Source organism: Giesbergeria sinuosa, assembly GCF_042652905.1.
GTDB classification, from domain to species: domain Bacteria; phylum Pseudomonadota; class Gammaproteobacteria; order Burkholderiales; family Burkholderiaceae_C; genus Simplicispira; species Simplicispira sinuosa.
The window spans coordinates 113,304-135,534 of sequence record NZ_JBHSHJ010000005.1; the positions used below are offsets into that span (position 1 = coordinate 113,304).

General features: G+C 60.6%; 17 protein-coding genes. 8 read left to right on the plus strand and 9 right to left on the minus strand.

Annotated features, from left to right (window positions below):
* Nucleotides 1–25: 25 nt before the first annotated feature.
* Together metH and ACFO6X_RS08460 are read left to right on the plus strand one after the other, a co-directional pair.
* The gene (metH, locus tag ACFO6X_RS08455; RefSeq protein WP_382431987.1) at nucleotides 26–2,764 is read left to right on the plus strand and encodes a methionine synthase; all 2,739 of its coding nucleotides are present in this window, start codon (nucleotides 26–28) and stop codon (nucleotides 2,762–2,764) included.
* Between the two features lie 83 nt (nucleotides 2,765–2,847).
* Entirely contained in the window at nucleotides 2,848–4,275 is a 1,428-nt protein-coding gene (locus ACFO6X_RS08460) for an aminotransferase-like domain-containing protein (protein ID WP_382431989.1), read from the plus strand.
* Here the strand turns inward: ACFO6X_RS08460 and ccoG are convergent.
* The gene (gene ccoG, locus ACFO6X_RS08465; RefSeq protein WP_382431991.1) at nucleotides 4,272–5,717 is read right to left on the minus strand and encodes a cytochrome c oxidase accessory protein CcoG; all 1,446 of its coding nucleotides are present in this window, start codon (nucleotides 5,715–5,717) and stop codon (nucleotides 4,272–4,274) included. The genes ACFO6X_RS08460 and ccoG overlap by 4 nt on opposite strands.
* 193 nt (nucleotides 5,718–5,910) lie before the next feature.
* On the opposite strand from ccoG, the gene ACFO6X_RS08470 reads away from it, so the two are divergent.
* From ACFO6X_RS08470 to ACFO6X_RS08480, 3 genes are read left to right on the plus strand one after another with little or no spacing between them, the layout of a single operon-like run.
* The gene (locus ACFO6X_RS08470; RefSeq protein ID WP_382431993.1) at nucleotides 5,911–6,822 is read left to right on the plus strand and encodes a phosphate/phosphite/phosphonate ABC transporter substrate-binding protein; all 912 of its coding nucleotides are present in this window, start codon (nucleotides 5,911–5,913) and stop codon (nucleotides 6,820–6,822) included.
* Nucleotides 6,819–9,413, plus strand: coding sequence for an ATP-binding protein (locus tag ACFO6X_RS08475; protein ID WP_382431995.1), 2,595 nt, complete (start codon nucleotides 6,819–6,821; stop codon nucleotides 9,411–9,413). Before ACFO6X_RS08470 ends, ACFO6X_RS08475 begins: the two co-directional genes overlap by 4 nt.
* Nucleotides 9,403–10,428 carry a response regulator gene (locus tag ACFO6X_RS08480; RefSeq protein WP_382431997.1) on the plus strand — a complete coding sequence of 342 codons (1,026 nt, stop codon included), beginning with the start codon at nucleotides 9,403–9,405 and terminating at the stop codon, nucleotides 10,426–10,428. Before ACFO6X_RS08475 ends, ACFO6X_RS08480 begins: the two co-directional genes overlap by 11 nt.
* Here the strand turns inward: ACFO6X_RS08480 and ACFO6X_RS08485 are convergent.
* From ACFO6X_RS08485 to ACFO6X_RS08495, 3 genes are read right to left on the minus strand one after another with little or no spacing between them, the layout of a single operon-like run.
* Nucleotides 10,410–11,336, minus strand: a complete 927-nt coding sequence (locus ACFO6X_RS08485) for a YihY/virulence factor BrkB family protein (protein ID WP_382431999.1) — start codon at nucleotides 11,334–11,336, stop codon at nucleotides 10,410–10,412. The two genes, ACFO6X_RS08480 and ACFO6X_RS08485, sit on opposite strands and share 19 nt — an antisense overlap.
* Before the next feature lie 32 nt (nucleotides 11,337–11,368).
* Nucleotides 11,369–12,379, minus strand: coding sequence for a GNAT family N-acetyltransferase (locus tag ACFO6X_RS08490; protein WP_382432001.1), 1,011 nt, complete (start codon nucleotides 12,377–12,379; stop codon nucleotides 11,369–11,371).
* Between the two features lie 40 nt (nucleotides 12,380–12,419).
* Entirely contained in the window at nucleotides 12,420–13,253 is an 834-nt protein-coding gene (locus tag ACFO6X_RS08495; protein WP_382432003.1) for a DNA-binding transcriptional regulator, read from the minus strand.
* 207 nt (nucleotides 13,254–13,460) lie between these two features.
* On the opposite strand from ACFO6X_RS08495, the gene mhpD reads away from it, so the two are divergent.
* The 3 genes from mhpD to ACFO6X_RS08510 all read left to right on the plus strand — a co-directional run bounded on the left by mhpD (nucleotide 13,461) and on the right by ACFO6X_RS08510 (nucleotide 16,196).
* Entirely contained in the window at nucleotides 13,461–14,249 is a 789-nt protein-coding gene (gene mhpD, locus ACFO6X_RS08500) for a 2-keto-4-pentenoate hydratase (RefSeq protein WP_382432005.1), read from the plus strand.
* 78 nt (nucleotides 14,250–14,327) lie between these two features.
* The gene (locus ACFO6X_RS08505; protein WP_382432007.1) at nucleotides 14,328–15,302 is read left to right on the plus strand and encodes a Bug family tripartite tricarboxylate transporter substrate binding protein; all 975 of its coding nucleotides are present in this window, start codon (nucleotides 14,328–14,330) and stop codon (nucleotides 15,300–15,302) included.
* Between the two features lie 24 nt (nucleotides 15,303–15,326).
* A complete protein-coding gene (locus ACFO6X_RS08510) occupies nucleotides 15,327–16,196 on the plus strand; it encodes an alpha/beta fold hydrolase (protein WP_382432009.1) in 870 nt (289 codons plus the stop codon).
* A gap of 79 nt (nucleotides 16,197–16,275) precedes the next feature.
* Here the strand turns inward: ACFO6X_RS08510 and ACFO6X_RS08515 are convergent, their stop codons facing one another.
* The 5 genes from ACFO6X_RS08515 to badH form a co-directional block, all read right to left on the minus strand.
* Nucleotides 16,276–17,277, minus strand: coding sequence for a Bug family tripartite tricarboxylate transporter substrate binding protein (locus ACFO6X_RS08515; RefSeq protein WP_382432011.1), 1,002 nt, complete (start codon nucleotides 17,275–17,277; stop codon nucleotides 16,276–16,278).
* Between the two features lie 47 nt (nucleotides 17,278–17,324).
* Nucleotides 17,325–18,968 (minus strand): cyclohexanecarboxylate-CoA ligase, encoded by a 1,644-nt coding sequence (aliA, locus tag ACFO6X_RS08520; protein WP_382432013.1) that lies wholly within the window; start codon nucleotides 18,966–18,968, stop codon nucleotides 17,325–17,327.
* Nucleotides 18,969–19,048: 80 nt separating this feature from the next.
* Complete coding sequence (aliB, locus tag ACFO6X_RS08525; RefSeq protein ID WP_382432015.1) at nucleotides 19,049–20,206, minus strand: cyclohexanecarboxyl-CoA dehydrogenase; 1,158 nt, start codon at nucleotides 20,204–20,206, stop codon at nucleotides 19,049–19,051.
* Nucleotides 20,207–20,515: 309 nt separating this feature from the next.
* Complete coding sequence (gene badI / locus ACFO6X_RS08530; protein ID WP_382432017.1) at nucleotides 20,516–21,298, minus strand: 2-ketocyclohexanecarboxyl-CoA hydrolase; 783 nt, start codon at nucleotides 21,296–21,298, stop codon at nucleotides 20,516–20,518.
* A gap of 40 nt (nucleotides 21,299–21,338) precedes the next feature.
* Nucleotides 21,339–22,106 (minus strand): 2-hydroxycyclohexanecarboxyl-CoA dehydrogenase, encoded by a 768-nt coding sequence (badH, locus tag ACFO6X_RS08535; protein ID WP_382432019.1) that lies wholly within the window; start codon nucleotides 22,104–22,106, stop codon nucleotides 21,339–21,341.
* Nucleotides 22,107–22,231 lie beyond the last annotated feature (125 nt).

The following is a 22,231-nucleotide window of genomic DNA, read 5'->3' on the forward strand; positions in this document are numbered from 1 at the left end:
GGGTTCCATTGCACAGGTGCGACGTATGTCCGAATTGACCATCCCCCCCATGAAACTGTCTGGCCTGGAGCCTGTCTCTATCGGCCAAGGCACCTTGTTTGTCAACGTTGGTGAGCGCACCAACGTCACGGGCTCCAAAGCCTTTGCCCGCCTGATTTTGAACGGCCAGTTTGAACAAGCCTTGGCCGTGGCCCGCCAGCAGGTAGAAAACGGCGCACAAATCATCGATGTGAACATGGACGAGGCCATGCTCGACAGCAAAGCTGCGATGGTGCGCTTTTTGAATCTGATGGCCTCCGAGCCCGACATTGCCCGCCTGCCGGTGATGGTCGATAGCTCCAAATGGGAGGTGATTGAGGCCGGTCTGCGCTGCCTGCAAGGCAAAGGCATTGTCAACTCCATCAGCATGAAAGAGGGCGTAGAACCGTTCAAACAGCAAGCCAAGCTGGTGCGCCGCTATGGTGCCGCTGCGGTGGTGATGGCCTTTGACGAACAAGGCCAAGCCGACACCTTTGCCCGCAAGATTGAAATCTGTGAGCGTGCCTACCGCATCTTGGTGGATGAGGTGGGCTTTCCGCCCGAAGACATCATTTTTGACCCGAACATCTTTGCCGTCGCTACCGGCATCGAAGAGCACAACAACTACGCCGTGGACTTTATCGAGGCCACACGCTGGATCAAGCAGCACCTGCCCGGTGCCAAGGTCTCTGGCGGCGTCAGCAACGTCAGTTTTAGCTTCCGGGGCAATGACCCGGTGCGCGAGGCCATCCATACTGTGTTTTTGTACCACGCCATCCAAGCGGGCATGGACATGGGCATCGTCAATGCGGGCATGATTGGGGTCTATGACGACCTCGACCCTGAGCTGCGCCAGCGCGTAGAAGACGTGGTGCTCAACCGCCGCCCCGATGCGGGCGAGCGTTTGGTCGAGATTGCCGAAAACGCCAAGGGCGCTGCCCGTGACGACAGCAAAAAGCTAGAGTGGCGCGGCACGCCCGAAGCCCCTAAAACCGTGGGCGAGCGCCTGAGCCACGCCCTGGTGCATGGCATTACCGACTTCATCACCCAAGACACCGAAGAGGCCTACCGCGAAGTTCTGGCCCAAGGGGGCCGCCCACTGCATGTGATTGAAGGCCCACTGATGGATGGCATGAGCGTGGTGGGCGACCTGTTCGGCCAAGGAAAAATGTTCTTGCCACAGGTGGTCAAATCGGCGCGGGTCATGAAGCAAGCCGTAGCGCACCTGATTCCCTATATTGAAGAAGAAAAACGCCAAGACGAGCTGGCCGGGCGCGATGTGCGCACCAAAGGCAAAATCATCATGGCGACTGTGAAAGGCGATGTCCACGATATTGGCAAAAACATCGTCACCGTGGTTTTGCAGTGCAACAACTTTGAAGTGGTGAACATGGGCGTGATGGTGCCCTGCCACGAGATTTTGGCGCGGGCCAAAGCCGAAGGGGCCGACATCATTGGCCTGTCAGGTTTGATTACGCCCAGCCTGGAAGAAATGCAGTACGTGGCCGCCGAGATGCAAAAAGACGAGCATTTCCGCGTGAAAAAAATCCCGCTGCTGATTGGTGGCGCGACCACCAGCCGCGTGCATACCGCCGTCAAAATTGCCCCGCACTACGAAGGCCCAGTGGTGTATGTGCCCGATGCCTCGCGCAGCGTGGGCGTAGCGCAAAACCTGTTGGGTGATGGCGTGACGCAATTTGTGCAAGAGCTGCACACCGACTACGACAAGGTGCGCCAGCAGCACGCCAACAAAAAGCAAACCCCACTCTGGCCGTTGGCGAAAGCCCGGGCCAACGCGACTCCAGTCGATTGGAGCCACTACCAGCCCACCGTGCCGCGTGCCTTGGGCCGCCGGGTGTTTAAAAACTTTGATGTGGCCGAGCTGCTGCCGTTTATTGACTGGACACCGTTCTTCCAAACCTGGGACTTGGCTGGCCCGTACCCGGCCATTTTGCAAGATGAGGTGGTGGGCGAGCAGGCGCGCAAAGTGTTTGCCGATGCGCAAGCCATGTTGAAAAAAATCGTTGAAGGCCGCTGGCTACAAGCCAACGCCGTGCTGGGCTTGTACCCCGCCAACCGCGTCGGTGACGACATCGAGTTCTACACCGACGACACGCGCCGCCAAGTGGCCCTGACGTGGTACGGCCTGCGCCAGCAAGCCGAAAAACATACTGTGGATGGCGTGACGCGCCCCAGCCGCTGCTTGGCCGATTTTGTGGCCCCCAAAGACAGTGGCATTGCCGACTATGCAGGCTTGTTTGCCGTCACAGCCGGGCTAGGAGTCGAGAAAAAAGAGCAAGAATTTTTGGCCGCCCACGATGACTATTCGGCCATCCTGCTCAAGAGCTTGGCAGACCGGCTGGCCGAAGCCTTGGCCGAATGCCTGCACCAGCGTGTGCGCCAAGACCTGTGGGGCTACGCCCAAGGCGAGCAACTGAGCAATGAAGCCTTGATTGCCGAGCAATACCGGGGCATTCGCCCCGCCCCCGGCTACCCGGCCTGCCCCGACCATAGTGCCAAAACCGATATGTTCGCCCTGCTGCAATGCGGCGACATCGATATGGGCCTGACCGAAAGCCTGGCCATGAACCCCGCCGCCAGTGTGAGCGGCTTCTATATCGGCCACCCAGACAGCGTGTATTTCAGCATGGGCAAAATTGGCGAAGACCAGTTGCAAGACATGGCCCAGCGCCGGGGCATGGACATTGAGGTGCTGCGCCGCCTGTTGGCCCCCAATTTGGGCTGATGGCCCGGTAAAGGGCGCTTGGTCTGAGGCCACAAAGCACAGGCATCGTGCAGCGCCGCACCCCCAACCAGGCCACGGCTCCAATGAAACGCTACGAAGCCCTCGCAGCTGATATTGCCAGCTCTATCCATAGCGGTTTGCTGCGCCCTGGCGACCGGCTGCCCTCCGTGCGGCATACCTGCGCCAGCCGGGGCGTCAGTGCCTCCACGGTGTTTCAGGCGTACTACCTGCTAGAAGCGCGTGGCTTGGTGCAAGCGCGCGAGCGATCGGGCTACTTTGTTAACCCCAGCCTGCGCCGCGCCCCCCCGGAGCCAGAACTGCCCTCACAGCCCAGTGATGCCGCCATTGCCGTGGATGTGAGCGAGCGGGTGTTTGAGGTGCTGCAATCGAGCATGGCCCGGCAAGTGGTACCGCTGGGTTCGGCCTTTCCCAGCCCACTGCTGTACCCGCTGCAACGGCTGGGCCAGTGCCTTGCGGCTGGTGCGCGCACCCTCGACCCTTGGAGCACCGTGGACGACCTGACCCCCGGCCATGCGGGCCTGCGCCGCCAGATTGCACTGCGCTATTTGGCCGCTGGTGTGGCCGTGCCCGCCGACGATATTGTGATTACCAATGGCGCACTTGAGGCGCTCAACCTGTGCCTATCTGCCGTCACCCGCCCTGGGGATGCCGTGGTGGTGGAGTCCCCCACCTTTTACGCGGCCCTGCAAGCATTGGAGCGCCAAGGGCTGCAAGCCATAGAGGTGCCCACCCACCCGCGCGAGGGCATAGACTTGGGTGCGCTGGAGGCGGCCATCGTGCGCCACCGCCCCCAAGCTTGTTGGCTGATGACCAATTTTCAGAACCCGCTGGGCAGTTTGGTGCCTACGGCCAAAAAACGGGCCTTGGTAGAACTCATCACCCGCTACCAATTGCCGCTGATTGAAGACGATGTGTATGCCGAGCTGTACTTTGGCGACCAGCGTCCGCTGCCGGCCAAGGCATTTGATACCGCAGGGCTGGTGCTGCATTGCTCTTCGTTCTCCAAATGCTTGGCACCGGGCTACCGCATTGGCTGGGCAGCACCGGGGCGCTTTGCCCGCGCTGTGGCACGACAAAAGCTGACCACCACGCTCAGTGCCTCGGTGCCGGTACAAATGGCGCTGGCGCTGTATCTGGAGCAGGGCGGTTTTGACAAGCATTTGCGCAAACTGCGCCAGACGCTGGCGGCACAGCAAGCCCTGTTTGCCGAGGCCGTGGGACATTACTTTCCCGCAGGCACCAAAGCCACTCGGCCCGAAGGGGGCTACTTTTTGTGGGTCGAGCTGCCCGAGGGCTGCAATGCGCTGCGCTTGCACCAACAGGCGCTGGCCCAGCACATCAGCATGGCACCGGGGCCGATTTTTTCGGCTTCGCACGCATTTAGCCATTGCTTGCGCCTGAACTACGGCCACGCCTGGAACGCCCGCACCGAGCAAGCCTTGGCCGCGCTGGGCCAACTGGCTGCCAGCGCAGGGCCGGCATGGCCCTAACGCGGAAACAAGAAAGTGGTGCCTTCACGCAGCGCCAGCCCCGGCTGCCCCTGCGCCACAAAGTCCAAGGCCACCGCATGTGGGCCAGTCGGCAAGGCATCATGGGGCGCGCGCAGGCGCAGCACCACCCAGCGGGCGCTGGCGGCGGGCACATCCACCTCGGCCTCAGAGGCCACTTGCAAACCTGCAATGCCACTGGCCGTGACACGGTAGCGTTGGTGCTGTTCGGTGGCATTGGCCATCTGCAAACGGTACACGTTTTCTACCAGCCCTTGCCCCACCTGCCGTGCCAACACGCCCCGGTCGCGGATCACATCCACTCTCAAGGGGGTGCGCACGGCCAAACTGACCACCATCGCCACCGTCAGTGCCACCAGTGCCATGCTGTAGAGCAACACACGCGGGCGCAACACCCGCCGCCACATCTGGGGCGCGCCCCAACCTTGGGCCAAGGCATTGGCCGTGGTGTAGCGGATCAGGCCGCGCGGATACTGCATTTTGTCCATCACCGAGTTGCACGCGTCCACACACAAGCCGCAACCAATGCACTCGTACTGCAAGCCCTTGCGAATATCGATACCCACCGGGCACACTTGCACGCACAGGGTGCAGTCGATGCAATCGCCCAACCCCTGCGCTTTGGCCTGCACGGCTTTGCTGCGTGGCCCACGGGTTTCGCCACGGGCGCTGTCGTAAGTCACAATCAGGGTGTCGGGGTCAAACATCACGCTTTGAAAGCGTGCATAGGGGCACATGTATTTGCAGATTTGTTCGCGCAAAAATCCTGCATTGCCATAGGTAGCCAGCGCATAAAACAGCACCCAGAACAGCTGCCAAAAGCCTTGCAGCGCCAGCACCTCTAGCGCCAGCGTACGAATGGGCACAAAGTAGCCCACAAAGGTAAAGCCTGTCCACAATGCCAGCAGCAGCCATAGCAGGTGTTTGAGCGATTTTTTCCAGAGCTTCTCTGCTGTCCAAGACGAGGCGTCCAAGCGCAAGCGTGCGCTGCGGTCGCCCTCTACATGGTGCTCAATCCACAGAAACATTTCGGTATAAACGGTCTGCGGGCAGGCAAAGCCACACCATAGGCGCCCAGCCACTGCCGTGAATAAAAACAAGGACAGCGCCGAAACAATCAGCAGTGCCGTCAGGTAAATAAAGTCCTGCGGGTACAACAGCCAGCCAAACAGGTAAAAGTGCCGCTGCTCCAAATCAAACAGCAGCATCTGCCGCCCATTCCACTGCAACCACGGCACCACATAAAAGAACAATTGCGTCAGCCACACCAGCGCCCAGCGCCAACGGGCCAACACGCCCCGAATGGCCCGGGGCTGAATTTTGATCTGCGCCTCGTAAAACGAAGCCGATGCAGGCTCTGGTGTGATGGGAATGACTTTGCGCGGCACAGGCGCGCGCGGTGGCAGCGGAGAAGGGTCTGACATATAGGCCTTGCAACAATGGCCGGTGGGCACATACGGCCCCTGCGGCATCAAGGCTTCAACTATGGAATGGCAGGCCCATAGATAACAGCAGCAGATGCGGCTATCTGGGGCGTATCAGATGCGGGCCCATGCGTGCAGTAGACAGGCTTATCATGGGCCATCAGACGGTAGGCACTTAGAACGGGAGGCCAGCATGGTGACAAAAGGGTGGGCAGCAGCTTGGTGCATGGCACTGGTCGCCTGCGGGCCCAAGCCCGACACAGCACACACCAGCCCCCAATACAGCACCCAGGCACCCCATACCGTGCGGCAGTATGTGTTTGCCATCCACCCACTGCACAACCCCGCACGGCTGTTTGCGGTGTATGGGCCTCTGATTGACCACCTCAACCTGCATTTGCCCGATACACCACTGCGGCTGGAGGCATCGCGCAATTACGAAGAGTTTGAGAAAAAGCTCTACAACCGCCAGCTCGACTTTGCCCTGCCCAACCCCTACCAAACCCTCAACGCCTTGCAGCATGGCTACCGAGTCATTGCCAAAATGGGGGACGACCAATTGTTTACCGGGCTGATTCTGGTGCGCCGCGACAGCGGCATCCACCAAGTGACAGACCTGCGGGGCAAGAAGATCGCCTATCCAGCCCCCACCGCTTTGGCGGCCACCATGATGCCGCAGTACTATCTGCAAACCCACGGCCTGGACGTGCAACGCGAATTGGACAACCTCTATGTCGGTTCGCAAGAGTCCTCCATCCTCAACGTCTATTACGGGCAAACCGCCGCCGGGGCGACTTGGCCCTTGCCTTGGCGTGAGTTTCAGAAAGAGCAGCCCGACAAAGCCGCGGCACTGGAAGTCAAATGGGAGACAGAACCGCTGATCAACAACGGGGTGGTGGTGCGCGACGACATCCCCCCCGAGCTGGCAGAAAAAGTCACGGTGCTGCTGGAAACCTTGCACACCACCCCCGAAGGCGAAGCCCTGCTCAAACGCCTAGAACTGTCGCACTTTGAACGGGCCGACAACCAGCGTTACCAAGTGATTGAAGAGTTTTTGCGCCTCTTTGTCCAAAAGGTACGCCCCTTGCCCAAGGAGCAATCATGAGTACCACCGGATGGCGGCTGCTGGCCGGTGGTGCCTTCAAGCGGCAAATTGTGCTGGTGTTTGTGCTGGGCTTTCTGTGCCTGTTTAGCGCGCTGGTGGCCTATCTGGTGCGAACACAAAGCCAGAACCTGTACGAAGAAAACCACAATGCCGCCCGTGGGTTGGCGCACTCGCTGGCGGTCAGCTCACGCTCTTGGGTGCTGGCCAATGACCTGGTGGGGCTGGAAGAGGTGATTGTCTCGTTTGCCAACTATCCACACCTGCACTATGCCATGGTGCTCTCGCCCACTGGACGGGTGCTGGCCCATACCGACCCCACCAAGATCGGGCTGTTTGTCCATGATGCCACCAGCGAGGTGCTGCTGCGCCCCCCCACCGGACTGCACCAGATTTTGGTGGACGATCCAGAAACCATCGATGTGGCCGTACCGATTCCTTTGGGCGAGCGCCATGTCGGTTGGGCACGGGTGGCACTGGGGCGCAAGAGCATTCAGGCCGATTTGCACACCGTGGGAATGCGCAGCGCCACCTTTATTGGGCTGGCTACCGCCTTGGCCTTGTTGGCTTCCGTCTTGATTGCCAACCGCTTGTCCCGGCGCATTGCCGCACTGGTGCGGGTGGCCGACAGTGTGCGGGCTGGCGACACCAGCGTGCGAGCCGACATGGCCGGCACTACCGACGAGGTGGCCCTGCTGGCCGCCAGCTTTAACCGCATGCTAGACGCCCTAGAACAGAACCAACAGGCCTTGCGCACCGCATCACGCTACAGCCGCAGCCTGATCGAAGCCCACCTCGACCCGCTGCTCGTGGTGGGGCGCGATGGCAAGATCAGCGACCTCAACCGGGCCACCGAAACCGTCACGGGCCGCAGCCGTCAGGCACTGATTGGCACCGACTTTGCCGACCACTGCACGGCCCCAGAGCAGGCCCATGAACTGTTTGTGCAGGCACTGGCCAGTGAGCAAGTGACAGACCGGGCCTTGTCCATACGGCATGTAGACGGCCACATCACCAACGTGCTCTACAACGCAGGAATTTTTCGCAGCGCCTCGGGCGAGGTGTTGGGGGTGCTGGCCGCTGCCCGCGACGTGACAGAGCGCCAGCGCCTAGACGAAGAAATGCGCCGCTACAAAGATCGCCTAGAAGCCGAAGTGCAGCAGCGCACCGCCGATTTGGTGCTGGCGCGCAATGCCGCCGAAGCCGCCAACCAAGCCAAGAGCGCCTTTCTGGCCAACATGAGCCACGAACTGCGCACACCGCTCAATGCCGTGCTGGGTTTTTCCAACATGATGCGCAAAGACCCGCTGCTGCCCGAGCGCCAACGCCAAAACCTCGACATCATCAACCGCAGCGGCGAGCACCTGCTCACACTCATCAACGATGTGCTGGACATGGCCAAAATTGAGGCGGGACGGGTGCAGTTGCAGCAGTTGCCCTTTGATTTGGGCGCGCTGGTGCGCGATGTCACCGACATGATGCAAATACGGGCGCAAGAGAAGGGGTTGCAACTCCTGATTGATCAAGACTCGGAGTTTCCGCGCTACATTGTTGGCGATGAGGCACGCCTGCGCCAAGTGCTCATCAACCTGCTGGGCAACGCCGTCAAGTTCACCGACCAAGGGGGGGTATCGATACGCTTGGGCACCAGACAAAACCAGCAATCGCACCTGGTGATCGAGGTAGAAGACTCCGGCCCCGGTATTGCCCCCGAAGACCAAGAGCGCATCTTCCAGCCCTTCACCCAAATTGGCGAGCAGGGCATCAACAAGGGCACGGGGCTGGGCCTGACCATCACGCGCCAGTTTGTGCAACTGATGCAAGGCCAAATCACCCTGCACAGCACACCCGGCATAGGCTCGGTATTTCGCATAGAGCTGCCTTTGCAACCCGCCGCTGAGGCCGACATGCGCCATCCCGATGCCATACAGCATGGTGATGTGCTGGGGCTGGCACCCGGCCAGCAGCACTGGCGCATTCTGATCGTAGAAGACCAACGCGACAACCAAGTGCTGTTGTCGCAACTGCTGGGATCTATGGGCTTTGAATGGCGCATTTCCGAAAACGGTGCCAAGGGCGTGCAGATGTTTCAGGAGTGGCACCCCGACTTCATTTGGATGGATCACCGCATGCCAGTGATGGATGGCGTAGAGGCCACACGGCGCATTCGCCAATTGCCGGGAGGCAAAGAGGTGAAGATCGTCGCCGTCACCGCATCGGCCTTGCAAGAGCAAAAGGCCGAACTGCTGGCAGTGGGCATGGACGACTTTGTGCGCAAGCCATACCGCTCCAGCGAGATTTTTGACTGCATGGCCAAACACTTGGGGGTGCGCTATATCTACGAGGGCTTGCCAGAGGCAGATGACAGCCCCGCTATGGCCCTGAGTGCCGAAATGTTTGCCAACGTGCCCGATGCGGTGTGCCAACAGTTGCAGCAGGCACTCGAGAGCTTGGAGAATGAACGCATCGATGCTGCACTGCAAGCCGTGACTGCACAGGATGCAACGCTGGGCAAGGTGCTGCGCCGTCTGGTGGGCAACTTTGATTACCCGGCCATCCTCAACACCCTAGAAGCCCGCTCTCATGTCCCATAAAGGAAAAATTCTGGCCGTCGATGACACCCCGGCCTCCTTGAAGCTGCTGTCCGATCTGCTGCGCAACGAGGGCTACGATGTGCGCTCGGCCATCAACGGCGAGTTGGCGCTGCGCTCTGCCACCCTCAGCCCACCCGAACTGGTACTGCTAGACATTCGCATGCCCGAGATGGATGGCTTTGAGGTCTGCCGCTGCCTCAAGGCCCACCCCAGTACGACACAGGTGCCGGTGATTTTTGTCAGTGCCCTGACCGACACCGACGAAAAGCTACACGGCTTTGAACTGGGTGCAGTGGACTTTGTGACCAAACCCTTCCAGCGCGAAGAGCTGCTGGCGCGGGTGCGGGTGCATCTGGAAGTAGACCGGCTGCGCAACCACTTGGAAGAAGCGGTGCAGGAGCGCACCCGCAAACTGCAAGAGAGCCAAGAATATCAGCGCAAAACGCTGGTGGACTTCATTACCACCCTCGGGGCTACGGTGGAACTGCGCGACCCTTACACGGCCGGCCACCAGCGCCGGGTGGCTGATTTAGCTGGCGCCATTGCACGGGGTTTGGAATGGCCGCAAGAGCAAATTGAGGGGCTGTATTTAGCCAGTGTGGTGCACGACTTTGGCAAGATCCGGGTTCCTACTGAAATCCTGTGCAAACCCGGCAGGCTCAAGGAATTGGAGTTCCGGCTGGTGCAAGAGCACTCCAAAACCGGTTACGACATTTTGCAATCCATCGTCTTTCCGTGGCCGATTGCACAAACGGTGTACCAACACCACGAACGGCTAGACGGCTCGGGCTACCCACAAGGCCTGCACGGCCCCGACATCTTGCCCGAGGCCAAAGTGCTGGCAGTGGCCGATGTGGTCGAGGCCATGATGTCGCACCGCCCGTACCGCGCCAGTCTGGGGCCAGAGGCGGCCTTGCAGGAGATTGAAGCGCACCGGGGCGTGTTGTACGAGCCTGCGGTGGTGGATGTGTGCGTGCGGCTCTTTCGCGAGCAAGGCTACCTGCTGCCAGGCTGAGCGGCCAAGGCTTGCTCTTCCAGCGCCCTGGCGCAGGCAGCCGCCAACAGCAGCACTGCCGAAGAAAAGTAAATCCACACCAGCAGAGCCACCAGCGAACCGGCAGCACCATAGGCCGATACCACAGCCGCCCCAGACAGATAGCTAGACAAGCCGTGGCGCCCCACGGTGAACAACCCTGCACCCAACAACGCCCCCCAGGTCAGAAAACGCAGGCGGGGCTTGGGGCTGGCGCTCAGACGCATCAGCCCCAAAAACAAGGCTGTGGCAAACAAAAACGACACCCCCTCGCTCAAGGCCAGCAGCAACAGACGGTACGGAAAATGCGTCCCCAGCCATGCCGTAGCCACCGCCAATGCCGCCGACAACACCAAGGACAACAGCAACAAAAAGCCCATCACCAGCAGATAGGCCAGCCCCCGCAGGCGCAAGGTGGCCGTTTCACGCCAGCCCAAGCGCGAGGGTGTGGTAGCCACCGTCTGCCACACCCGACCAAAGGCCGCTTGCAACTCGGCAAACACCCCGGTAGCCCCCCAAAGCAGCAACAGCAAGGCCACCCCCGAGGCCAGCAAACCCTCGGATGGTGCTTGGGCGCTGGCCAGCGCCTGTTGCACCACCTCGGCAGTGCGCTCGCCCGTGAAGGCACGGATCTGTGCCAGCAGGTTGTGCTCTACCAACGCCCTGTCCAACCACCAGCCCAAAGTGGCTACCACCACCACCAGCAAGGGTGCCAAACTCAACATGCCATAAAACGACATGGCTGCACTCATGCGCAAGCCATCCGCCTCCAGCCACAGCAACACGGCCCGCACCGGCCATCCATGCCCAGACGCAGGCGCAGGCGCAGGAGGCTCTGCGGACTGCAGGACAGGAGGCGGCGAGGCTTGGGGCAAAGGTGGTTCAGACATGGGCAGCAATGTAGCCTGCCCTTGGGGCAACTTCAGGGCGTGTTGGCACCGTGGGCACTGGCATGTTCTGCGCTGGCACTGGGACGCACCATACAAAAATTCTGCAATTGCACCCCTTGGCGCTCCACAGTTTGCGAGCGCACCACGCCAAAGCCCATGCGCTCAAAAAAAGGCCGTGCTGTGGTACTGACATCGGCAGTCAGGGTAGAGGCACCACGCCCCACTGCCCATGCGATGGCGTGCTCACAGAGCAACCGGGCCACGCCCTGCCCCTGGCACTCTGGATGGACAAACAGCAGATCGATATGGCCCGCATCGGTGATGCGGGTAAAGCCGAGGATGGCATCCAACCGCTCAGCCACAAAAACCCCACCGCTGCCCGACAGACGGGCAGCCCATGCAGCACTCTGTGGAGGCTCTGGAGCCCAAACCGCCAGTTGGGCTGGCGAGTAATCGCGGCAGGCCACCTCCCATACCGACCGCTGAAACACCGCCACCACGGCGGCTAAATCAGCCGCCGCGTAATGCCGAATGTGCAAAGCCCCACTGGTTGGTATAGAGGCCATGTGGCGCAGCAACCGAAAATGAACCAAGGCCACCCGGTTGTGTTGCGGGTCTTGCCGCTCTTCTATCGCATAGGGCACAAACCCCAGTTGGGGGTACATCAACAGCCCGGCCATGTTCTGGTGAAAACACGACACCGTGACTTCTGTAGCTTGGTGCTTGGCAAAAGCCAAACTGCACATCTGTGCCATCAAATACCGCCCCACACCACGGCCCCGCACCGAGGGGCAGACCATCACATTGCCAATGGCACAGCGGCCCTTGCGCTCCCAACGGTAAAAGTTGGCAAATGCAACCACTCGCCCTGCGTACTCAACCACAGTGGCATCCGACCGTTGCGCCATCGCCGCCAGCAACTGCGCGGGGGTCAATGGAAACGATGCCTTTGGGAAGCAAAAAAACAACTCTTGTGCCGTTTGTGGAAAACAACAAATCGTTGGAATATCTTGCCCGTTCACAGGGCGGTGGGTGAGTAACATCGTTCAAACGCCCCTTTTGACGCCAACGCCCCTTTGGGAACTAACCTTCTAACCAAAAGCGGCTGCCCTTGCCAATCTCTTGGGCCAGCCGCAGCAAAGCTGGGACATAACGCTCTTGCAGGTCGTGCGCAGGCACAGCGGCTTTGGGAAACACCAGATTGAGCACTGCCAGCAGGCGTTGTTCACAATGTACCGGCACCGCCACCGCGGCGAAGTCGGCCTCACGTATCCACTCGCCAGCGTTGTAAGCATAGCCCCGCTGGCGGGTTTCTTGCACCATTTGCTCGATAGATGGAAGGTCGCGGGCGCGCTCACCAATCCAGTCTTGGCGCTGTGCCAGCAGTGCCAACAGGCTCTGTCGTTCGGCCTCGGGGCAGGCGGCCAGATAAGCCCGCCCCAACGCCGTGACCAGCAGCGGCATCTTTTCGCCAATCATGGCCCGGTGCTGCGACAGCATGCTCCAGCGGTGCGTGCTTTCGCGCACCACCATAAAACCCGACTCTACCGTGCCCAAATCGCAGGGCCAAAGCAGCTCACGCACCGAGGCCCGCATCAATGGGGCAGCCACATGGTCAATCCAGGGGTCGTCTTCAAAGCCTTCACTCAGGCGGCGCACTTCAAAGGTCAGGTAATACTGGCCCTCACGCTCGCCGTGGCGCACAAACCCCTCGCGGCGCAGCGTCTCTAGCAGGCGCTTCACGGTGGTGCGGTGCATACCGCAGGCCCGCGCCAGTTCGGTGGTGGTGGCGCGGCCACCGGGGGCACGGTTGAGTGCCTTGAGCACCTCCAGCCCCCGCGCCAAGCTGCGCACATCTTTGTAGGGCACCGCAGGGGGGGCCACGGGATGCACGGCGGGGATGGACAGAGACGGCAAGGGCAATGTTTCCGAGAGCAGGTGAGGGTTTACCCCCAACCAGAGGTGCACCAGATGCACTCAGTTTACAGCCTGCCCGGGCCTCAAGACAATGGGTTAAATACCCCGTGCCATGCCTTGCCATCTCCTGCCACTTGGCCGGTCATGGGTGGTGGCCTGCTATTCGTGCAACGTGCATGATGGCGCTCTTTCAACCCAAGGAACCCCATGAGCACTCCCGAACAATTGCAAATCAACGCTTGGGCCGAACGCCTGCGCCACGCCGAGGCCACCGGCACCCCCATAGCGCCACTGCGCGACGAAATCCCCAATGGTGAAACTGCCTATGCTGTGCAACTGGCCAATGTGCGCCATGCGGTGGAACAGGGTCGGCGCATTGTGGGCCGCAAAATTGGCCTGACCTCCAAAGCCGTGCAAAAGCAGCTGGGCGTAGACCAGCCCGACTTTGGCACCCTGCTGTCGGACATGGTGTATGGCGACGACGAAGAGATCCCCACCAGCCGCACCCTGCAACCCAAGGTCGAGGCCGAGGTGGCACTGGTGTTGGAGCGCGATCTGGACTTGGACGATGCCACGCTGATTGACGTCATCAACGCCACCGCCTATGTGTTGCCCGCCATCGAGATCGTAGGCAGCCGTATTGCCAACTGGAACATTCAGTTCATCGACACCGTGGCCGACAACGCCTCCAGCGGTCTGGTGGTGCTGGGCGGCGTGCCCACCAAGCTCAATGGTCTCGATCTGAAAATGGTTGAAATGACCATGACCCGTGGCGGTGAGCAGGTCTCTAGCGGCAACGGTGCCGCTTGCTTGGGCCATCCACTCAACGCGGCCGTCTGGTTGGCCCGTCGTCTGGCCTCTTTGGGCCAGCCGCTGCGTGCGGGTGACTTGGTGCTGACCGGTGCCTTAGGGCCAATGGCTCCGGTGCAACTGGGCGACCGTTTTGAGGCGCACATCAGCGGTGTGGGCACCGTGCGGGCGCATTTCGGCCACTAAACCTCTTTGCTGTTTCTCCACCGATCCGGCTGCCCCAGGGTGCCGGGTCTCTTTTTTATCCTTTAGGAAACCTCCACCATGCTGCTTCGCCGCACTGTCATTGCCGCCCTGTCTGCCACCGCCCTTGCCGGTGTGGCCCATGCCCAGACGCCAGCCTTTCCCAGTCGCTCCGTGACCATGGTCGTGCCCTTTCCTGCTGGTGGCATCACCGACCAGATTGCCCGTGCCCTGGCCCAAAAAATGGGTGAAACCTTGGGCCAATCGGTGATTGTGGACAACAAACCCGGTGGCGGTGGTCAGATTGCAGCCATGCAAGTCAAGCAAGCGGCGGCCGATGGCCACACTGTGTTTGTGGCTGCCACCGAAATGTTTGCCATCAACCAGAACCTGTTTCGCAAGTTCTCTTACGACCCCCTCAAAGATTTCACCCCCATCACCTCACTGATTGCCTCGCCACTGGTGTTGGTGGTGCCCAGCACCAGCCCAATCAACAATGTGAACGACTTGGTGCAACAGTCCAAAAGCACCAAGGGTGGCCTGAATTTTGCCTCGCAAGGCATCGGCTCCATCGGCCACCTGCTGGGGGAGTTGTTCCGTGGCCAAACTGGCGGCAGCTACAACCATGTGGCCTATAAAGGCTCGGCGCCAGCCCTGCAAGACGTGATGGCTGGTCAAGTCGACATGATGTTTGACCCTGTGATCACCACCGCCCCACTGATTGCGGGCAAGAAACTCAAGCCGCTGGCCATTGCTGCCACCAAACGCTCGCCACAATTGCCCGAAGTGCCCACATTGGCCGAATTGGGCATCAAGGGCGTGGATGCGGGTGTTTGGTTTGGTGCGGTAGCCAAGGCAGGCACACCTGCCCCAGTGGTCGATAAACTCAACACGGCCTTTGTGACGGCCATGAAAGACCCCGCCATTCTGAAACGTTTTGCCGACCAAGGCATGCAGCCCTTCCCATCGACTCCGGCCCAGTTTGGCAGCTTCATGCAGTCTGAAGTCAACCGTTGGGCACCATTGATCAAGGCCAGCGGCGCCAGCGTGGATTAAACCGCTATCTCCAAGGAAGCTACTGTGTCAGACACCACCCCCGCCCTGAGCGAAGCTGCTACCAGCCGATTTGTCCGTATCCAAGACGGCGACCTGAACCTGCAACTGCACTACAACGACATCGGCTCTGGAGCCGAGACCGTGGTAATGCTGCATGGCTCTGGCCCCGGTGCCAGCGGCTGGGCCAACTTCCACCGCAACATTGAGCCGTTGGTGAACGCTGGTTACCGCGTGATTCTGCTGGACTGCCCCGGCTGGAGCAAAAGCGACCCCATCATCAACACTGGCTCGCGCTCCGACCTCAATGCCCGTGCGCTCAAGGGCACGCTGGATGCGCTGGGTATAGACAAAGCGCACATCATCGGCAACTCGATGGGCGCACACAGCACCGTGGCTTTTGCCTTGGCCAACCCCGAGCGCGTGGGCAAGCTGGTCTTGATGGGCGGCGGCACGGGCGGGCCCAGCCAGTTTGTGCCCATGCCCACCGAGGGCATCAAACTGATTGGGGCGCTCTACCGCGACCCGAGCATCGACAACCTGAAACGCATGATGAATGTGTTTGTGTTTGACGCCAGCAGCCTGACCGAAGAGCTGTACCAAGCACGCTTGGCAAACATGCTCAACCGCCGCGATCACCTAGAAAACTTTGTCAAGAGCCTAGAAGCCAATCCTAAGCAGTTCCCAGACTATGGACACCGCTTGGGCGAAGTGAAGGCCGAGACGCTGGTGATTTGGGGCCGCGACGACCGCTTCGTGCCGCTGGATGTGGGTCTGCGTTTGGTGTGGGGCTTGCCCAACGCCGAGCTGCACATCTTCAACCGCTGCGGCCATTGGGCGCAGTGGGAACATGCCGACAAGTTCAACCGTATGGTGCTGGACTTTTTGCAGCACTGAGGCCATCGCCGCCCAGACAGAAAAAAACCGGGCCGTCAGGCCCGGTTTTTTCTTCTCCCCTGCATCCAACCATCGTCCATCAATCCACGATGATTTTTTGCTCCTTGATGAGCTTCGCCAGCAAGGCTCCTTCCTTACTCAGCAGGCTCTTGAATTCCACCGTGTCCAGCGGCACTGGCTCGGCCCCCAGGTCGGCATAGCGCGTCTTGGTGCCCGGCAAGGCCAAGGCTTTGGCAAGCTCTTTGTTCATGCGGGCAATCACTTCAGGCGGCGTGCCTTTGGGTGCCCACAAACCAAACCAAATGTCCAAGTCAGCCTCCTTGAAGCCCTGCTCACCCACGGTGGGCACTTCTGGGAAGAATGGCGAACGCTTGGCGCTCACCACCCCTAGCAGCTTGACCTTGCCCGTACGGATGTGCGGAAAGGCAATCCCCGGATCGCAGACAAAATCGGCTTGGCCCGCCATCACATCCTGCAAGGCTGGGGCAGCCCCCCGGTAGGGGATATGGGCCATCTGAGTGCCAGTAGCCAGCTTGAACAGTTCACAGGCCAAATGGGGCGGCGTGCCTGGGCCTGCCGAAGCAAATGAGAGCTTGCCCGGTTGCGCCTTGGCCAGTGCCACCAATTCACGCGCATCCTTCACGTCCAGTTGTGGCTTGCTGACCAAATACATTTGCGTTTTGCCCACGCCGCCCACTGGGGCCAGATCACGCGCAGGCAAGATGTTGGACTTGAACAGCGAGGGATTGGCGGTTTCTACCGAGGTAGGGGCGATCAGAAAGGTGTAGCCATCGGGGGCTGCACGAATCACTTCCGAGGCGGCAATATTGCCGCTGGCGCCGGGCTTGTTGTCAATCACGACCGACTGGCCGAGGGATTCACCCATCGCCTGCGAGACGATGCGGGCCATCACATCGGTGCTGCCGCCGGGAGCAAAACCCACCACCACGCGGATGGGCTTGGCACTGGGCCAGGCCGTGCCGTTTTGTTGCGCCTGCGCGCTGCCCAAGGCCGTGACGGCACAGAGGGCCAAAGCCGCTTGTGCCACCGTGCGGCGAGCAAGAGAGAAAGGGGAAGTCATCTGGTGTGGTCTCCGTCGTAGTTGTCTCAAAATCACCTTGGGCAGCATCAGAGGGCGCTGTGGCGCATCAGCTCACGCAGGCGGAACTTCTGGATCTTTCCTGAGGGGGTGGAGGGCAGGTCGTCGCGCACTACCAGCCGCTCGGGGATGTATTGCAACGCCACCTTCTGCGCCTTCAAAAACTCCACCATGCCGGGCAAATCGAGGCTCTGGCCGGGCTTGGGCACCACCACAGCGCAGGCACGCTCGCCCAGGCGCTCGTCGGGATAGGCGACGATGGCCGCCAGTGCCACCGCCGGGTGGCGGTACAAGAGCGACTCAATCTCCACCACCGGGATGTTCTCTCCCCCCCGGATGATCACGTCTTTACTGCGCCCAGTGATGCGCAAATAGCCACGCTCGTCAATGCGGGCCAAGTCGCCGGTATCAAACCAATCCTCGGCATCGGTGCCATTGAGGTGTGGACGGTGCAGGTAGCCACCAAAGTTGGAACAGGCCCGCAACAGCAATTTGCCCGGTTGGCCTGCGGGCAGGGGGTGTCCATCGCCATCGACTACCTTGATCTCAACGCCGGGCAGCGGGCAACCATCGGTGTTGAACGCGCGTTCGTCATCGTCATCGAGACAGGTGGTGGTGACGGCACCGTTTTCTGTCATGCCCCAGGCCGACACAATTTTGGCACCCAGTGCCGCACGGGCTTGCTCTACCAAGGGGCCAGGAATGGGGGCACCGGCACACAAGAAGGTGCGCAGCGTGGGCACGCTCTGGCCGGTTTCTGTCACGGTGCGGGCCAGGTCGGTCAGGAATGGGGTGGAAGCCATCGTGAAGGTGACCCCTTCGGTACGGATGAGTTCTATCGCTTTTTTCGGCTCCCAAATGTCTTGCAACACAGCACGGGCCTTGAGCAAGATGGGCATCATCAGGCCATACATAAAGCCGGTTTGGTGCGCCATGGGTGAGGCCATCAGCACGACACTCTCACTGTCGAGCTGCATGCGCTGGGCATAGGGCAAGATGTTGGCCATCGTGGTGTTGGCCGAGTGCATCACGCCCTTGGGCTCGCCCGTGGTGCCCGAGGTGTAAATGAGCTGGGTGATGTCATCGGGGCCGGGGCGGTGCAGGGCCAGAATGGCAGCAGCATCGGGGGCTTGCTCCCACGCAGGGCCACTGAGCAAGGCATCAAAGCTGTTGGCACCGTTGCCACCCACCACCACCAGTTGCCTCAGGTGTGGCAAGTTGGGTTGCAATGCCGTGATCATCTGCTCAAAATCGAAGCCCCGGAAGGTGTGCGGTGCAATCATCACCTTGGCCTCGCTGTGCTGGAGCATGAATGAGAGTTCGCGCTCTCGGAAGATATGCATCAGTGGGTTGATAACGGCCCCAATGCGCGAGCAGGCCAGGTAGGTGAGCGTGAACTGCCACCAGTTGGGCAACTGGCAGGCCACGATGTCGTTTTTTCCAACCCCCAGACGGGAAAGGCCGACCGCAATGCGATCGGCCATCCGGGCCAGTTCGCGGTAGGTAAAGCGGGTCACTTCTCCCGTTTCTACCTGTACCGCCGTCAGGGCGAGTTGGTCGGGGCAGACGGCCACGCAGGCATCGAGTGCATCATTGATGGTGCGCTCGGGCCACCAACCTTGGGCCACCATGGCTGCACGGCGGGGCGGCAGCAATACGGCGTCAAATTCCATGTCTTGTCTCCTGGTGATTGTTGGGATAAACCGGCACCCACTGCGTTGGCAGGTGCCGATAGGGGCCACCGTGGCGGCTCTCAGGCAGGCACGAACTTGCGTCCGGCACGCACACGGGCAATGATGGTTTTCATGATTTGTGCCGTGCCATCGCCAATCTGGAAGCCCAGCACATCGCGCAGGCGCTGCTCCATCAGCCCACGGTCGTAGCCGCCGTGGCCGTAGCACAGCAAGCACTGGTGGATGACGTCATAGGCGAGTTTCGGCCCCCACCACTTCGCCATACCCGCTTCAGCGGTGTGTGCCAGCCCTCGGTCTTTCAACCAAAGTCCTTGCAGGCACAACAGGCGTGCGCCTTCGACTTCGGTGTCGTACTGCGCCAGCGGGTGCGTCACCCCCTGAAAGGCCGACAGCGGCTGGCCGAAGGCTTCGCGCTGGGTGATGTATTCCCAGGTTTCTTCTAGCGATACACGGGCCACCGACAGACATTGCAGCCCAATGAGCGAGCGCGAGAAGTCAAAACCGTGCATCACTTGCACAAAGCCTTTGTTCTCATCGCCCAAACGGTGGTTGGCGGGTACACGCACGTTCTCAAAAAAGATCGAGCCGCGCCCAATGGCGCGCTGGCCGTGGCAGTCAAAGCGGTTGGTGGTGATACCAGGGGTGTTCATAGGCACCAGCAGGGCCGTCACGCCGTGCGCACCCGATTCGGGCGTGCCGGTGCGACCAAACACCACAGCCATATCGGCCTGGTCTGCGGCAGAGATGGAGGTTTTTTCGCCATTGATGATGTATTCGTCACCATCGCGCTCAATGCGCAAGCGCAGGTGGGCCGCGTCCGAGCCGCCGCGCGGTTCGGTCAGGGCAATGGCGCAAATGGCCTGCCCAGCAATCAGCTTTTGCAGCCAAGGGCCAACAACCTCTGGGTTGCCATATTTAGATAGGATTTGCCCGTTGAGCGAGGCCAGCAGGTTCAGGTACGAAAAGCTCAGGTCGGCACGGGCGATTTCTTCATGGATGACGCCAGCGGCCAAGCAGCCCATGCCCAACCCACCAAACTGCTCAGGCAGCTCTGGAGCGATGAAGCCGAGTTCGCCCATCTCGCGCAGCAGGGCACGGTCGAGCACGCGGGTCTGGTCGCGCTCCAAAAAGCCGGGGGCCACACGCTCTTGGGCAAAACGGCGGGCCGTTGTGGCGAGCGCCTGCAAGTCCTCGTCGATATAGGGATTCGGGTTCATCGTCACGGCTCCAGTGGTTTACCAAGTTGCGCGAAAAGCCTCGGCATTCATGCCGAGGATGCAGAGCGCGGACGCCGTAGGCGTCCTCATGTTGGATTGAGCTAGCATTTCGCCTGTTGCGACAACAGTTCCGAATTCTTCTTTTGCCATCAGGCAGTCGGGATTGAGCACAGAAATCTCCGGTAATTCGCCGTCCCCTTGTGGGAGTCCGAAAGGTAGGCGCTTTGCTGAATGAGTCGGCACAAGCCGATGCGGTCGGGCATGGCCGTCCTGTAGAGGAAATCACCGCCATTCATGGCGGCGAGGATGTCAATTGGCGTACTTGCGGAAATCGGGCTTGCGCTTTTCTTTGAGCGCATTCACGCCTTCGCGCGATTCTTCGGTGTCGTAGTACAGCTTGAGCGCGTACATCCCCAAGCCCGCAATGCCACTTTGGTGTGCGGTATCCACATTGAAGCTGCGCTTGGCAATGGCCAGCGCGGTAGGGCTTTTCTCGGCGATTTCTTCAGCCCATTGCTGCACGGTGGCATCCAACTGGTCGTGTGGTACGCAAACGTTGGCCAAGCCCATCGCCACGGCCTCTTGGCCAGAATAACGCTTGCACAGGTACCAGATTTCGCGGGCTTTCTTTTCACCCACCACGCGGGCCAGAAAGGCGGTGCCATAGCCCGGATCGACCGAACCCATCTTGGGGCCGACTTGACCAAAAATCGCCTTCTCAGAGCAGATGGTCAGGTCGCAAATGGTAGCCAACACATTGCCGCCGCCGATGGCAAAGCCTTGCACACGGGCAATCACGGGCTTGGGCACGTCGCGGATGGCGTTGTGCAATTCTTCCATCGGCAGGCCAATGGTGCCCCGGCCATCGTAGTTGCCATCGTGGGCCGACTGGTCGCCGCCGGTACAGAAGGCCCGCTCACCCGCGCCCGCCAGTACGATGGCACCGACATTGCGGTCGTAACCGGCCTTGTTCATCGCCTTGATGATCTCATCGCAGGTGGTGCCCCGAAAGGCGTTCATTTTGTCTGGGCGGTTGATGGTGATCCAAGCCACGCCGTTGCGGATTTCGTACAGGATGTCTTCAAATTGCATGGTGTTTTTCTCTGTCAGGGGAAAGGTAGGGTCGGGGGGGTTAGCCGTGCATGGTCAGGCCACCCGACACGCTGAGCACTTGGCCGGTCACAAAGGCTGCGTCATCGCTGCCAAAGAAGGCAATGGCATTGGCCAAGTCGTCACCTTGGCCCAAACGGCCCAGCGGAATGGCACTGCGAAAGGCCTCGATCAGCTTGGCTGGGTCGCGGGCGCCCTCGGCCACACCGGCCAGCAAGGCGGTGTCGGTGGGGCCGGGGCACACCACATTGACAGTGATGCCTTGGCGGGCATGCTCACGCGCCAGCGTTTTGGACAGGGCCACCAGCCCCCCCTTGCAGGCGGAATACACCGCCTCGCCTGAAGAGCCGCCACGGGCGGCATCCGAGGCCACATTGACGATGCGGCCATATTTGCGCTCGGCCATGCCGGGCAGCACGGCGTGCAGCATGTGCAATGCACCCGTCAGGTTGATGGCGATGAGCTTGTTCCACTCCTCAGGCACGGTTTTGACGAAGGGCTTGAACACATCCCAGCCCGCGTTGTTGACCAGCACAGCCACGGGGCCCAGTTGCGCTTCGGTGGCGGCCACCGCAGCATCTACCTGAGCGCGGTCGGTGATATCGCAGGCAAAGGCCACGGCTTGGCCGCCATCGGCACAGATGTCGGCAACCACTTTGTGGGCCGCGTCGAGGTTCATGTCCAACACGGCCACTTTGGCCCCCTCACGGGCCAATCGTCGGCAGGTGGCAGCACCAATGCCACCGCCGCCGCCCGTCACGATCACGGTCTTGCCATCTAGTCTTTGCATCTGTTTCTCCGTTAAGGTTGAGATGGATTTGAGATTGATCGACTGCCAGCCCCTGGGTTTTTCCGCAGCCATTTATATCAATACATTGACATATATTAGAACGACACCCCACATTGCACAAGCCA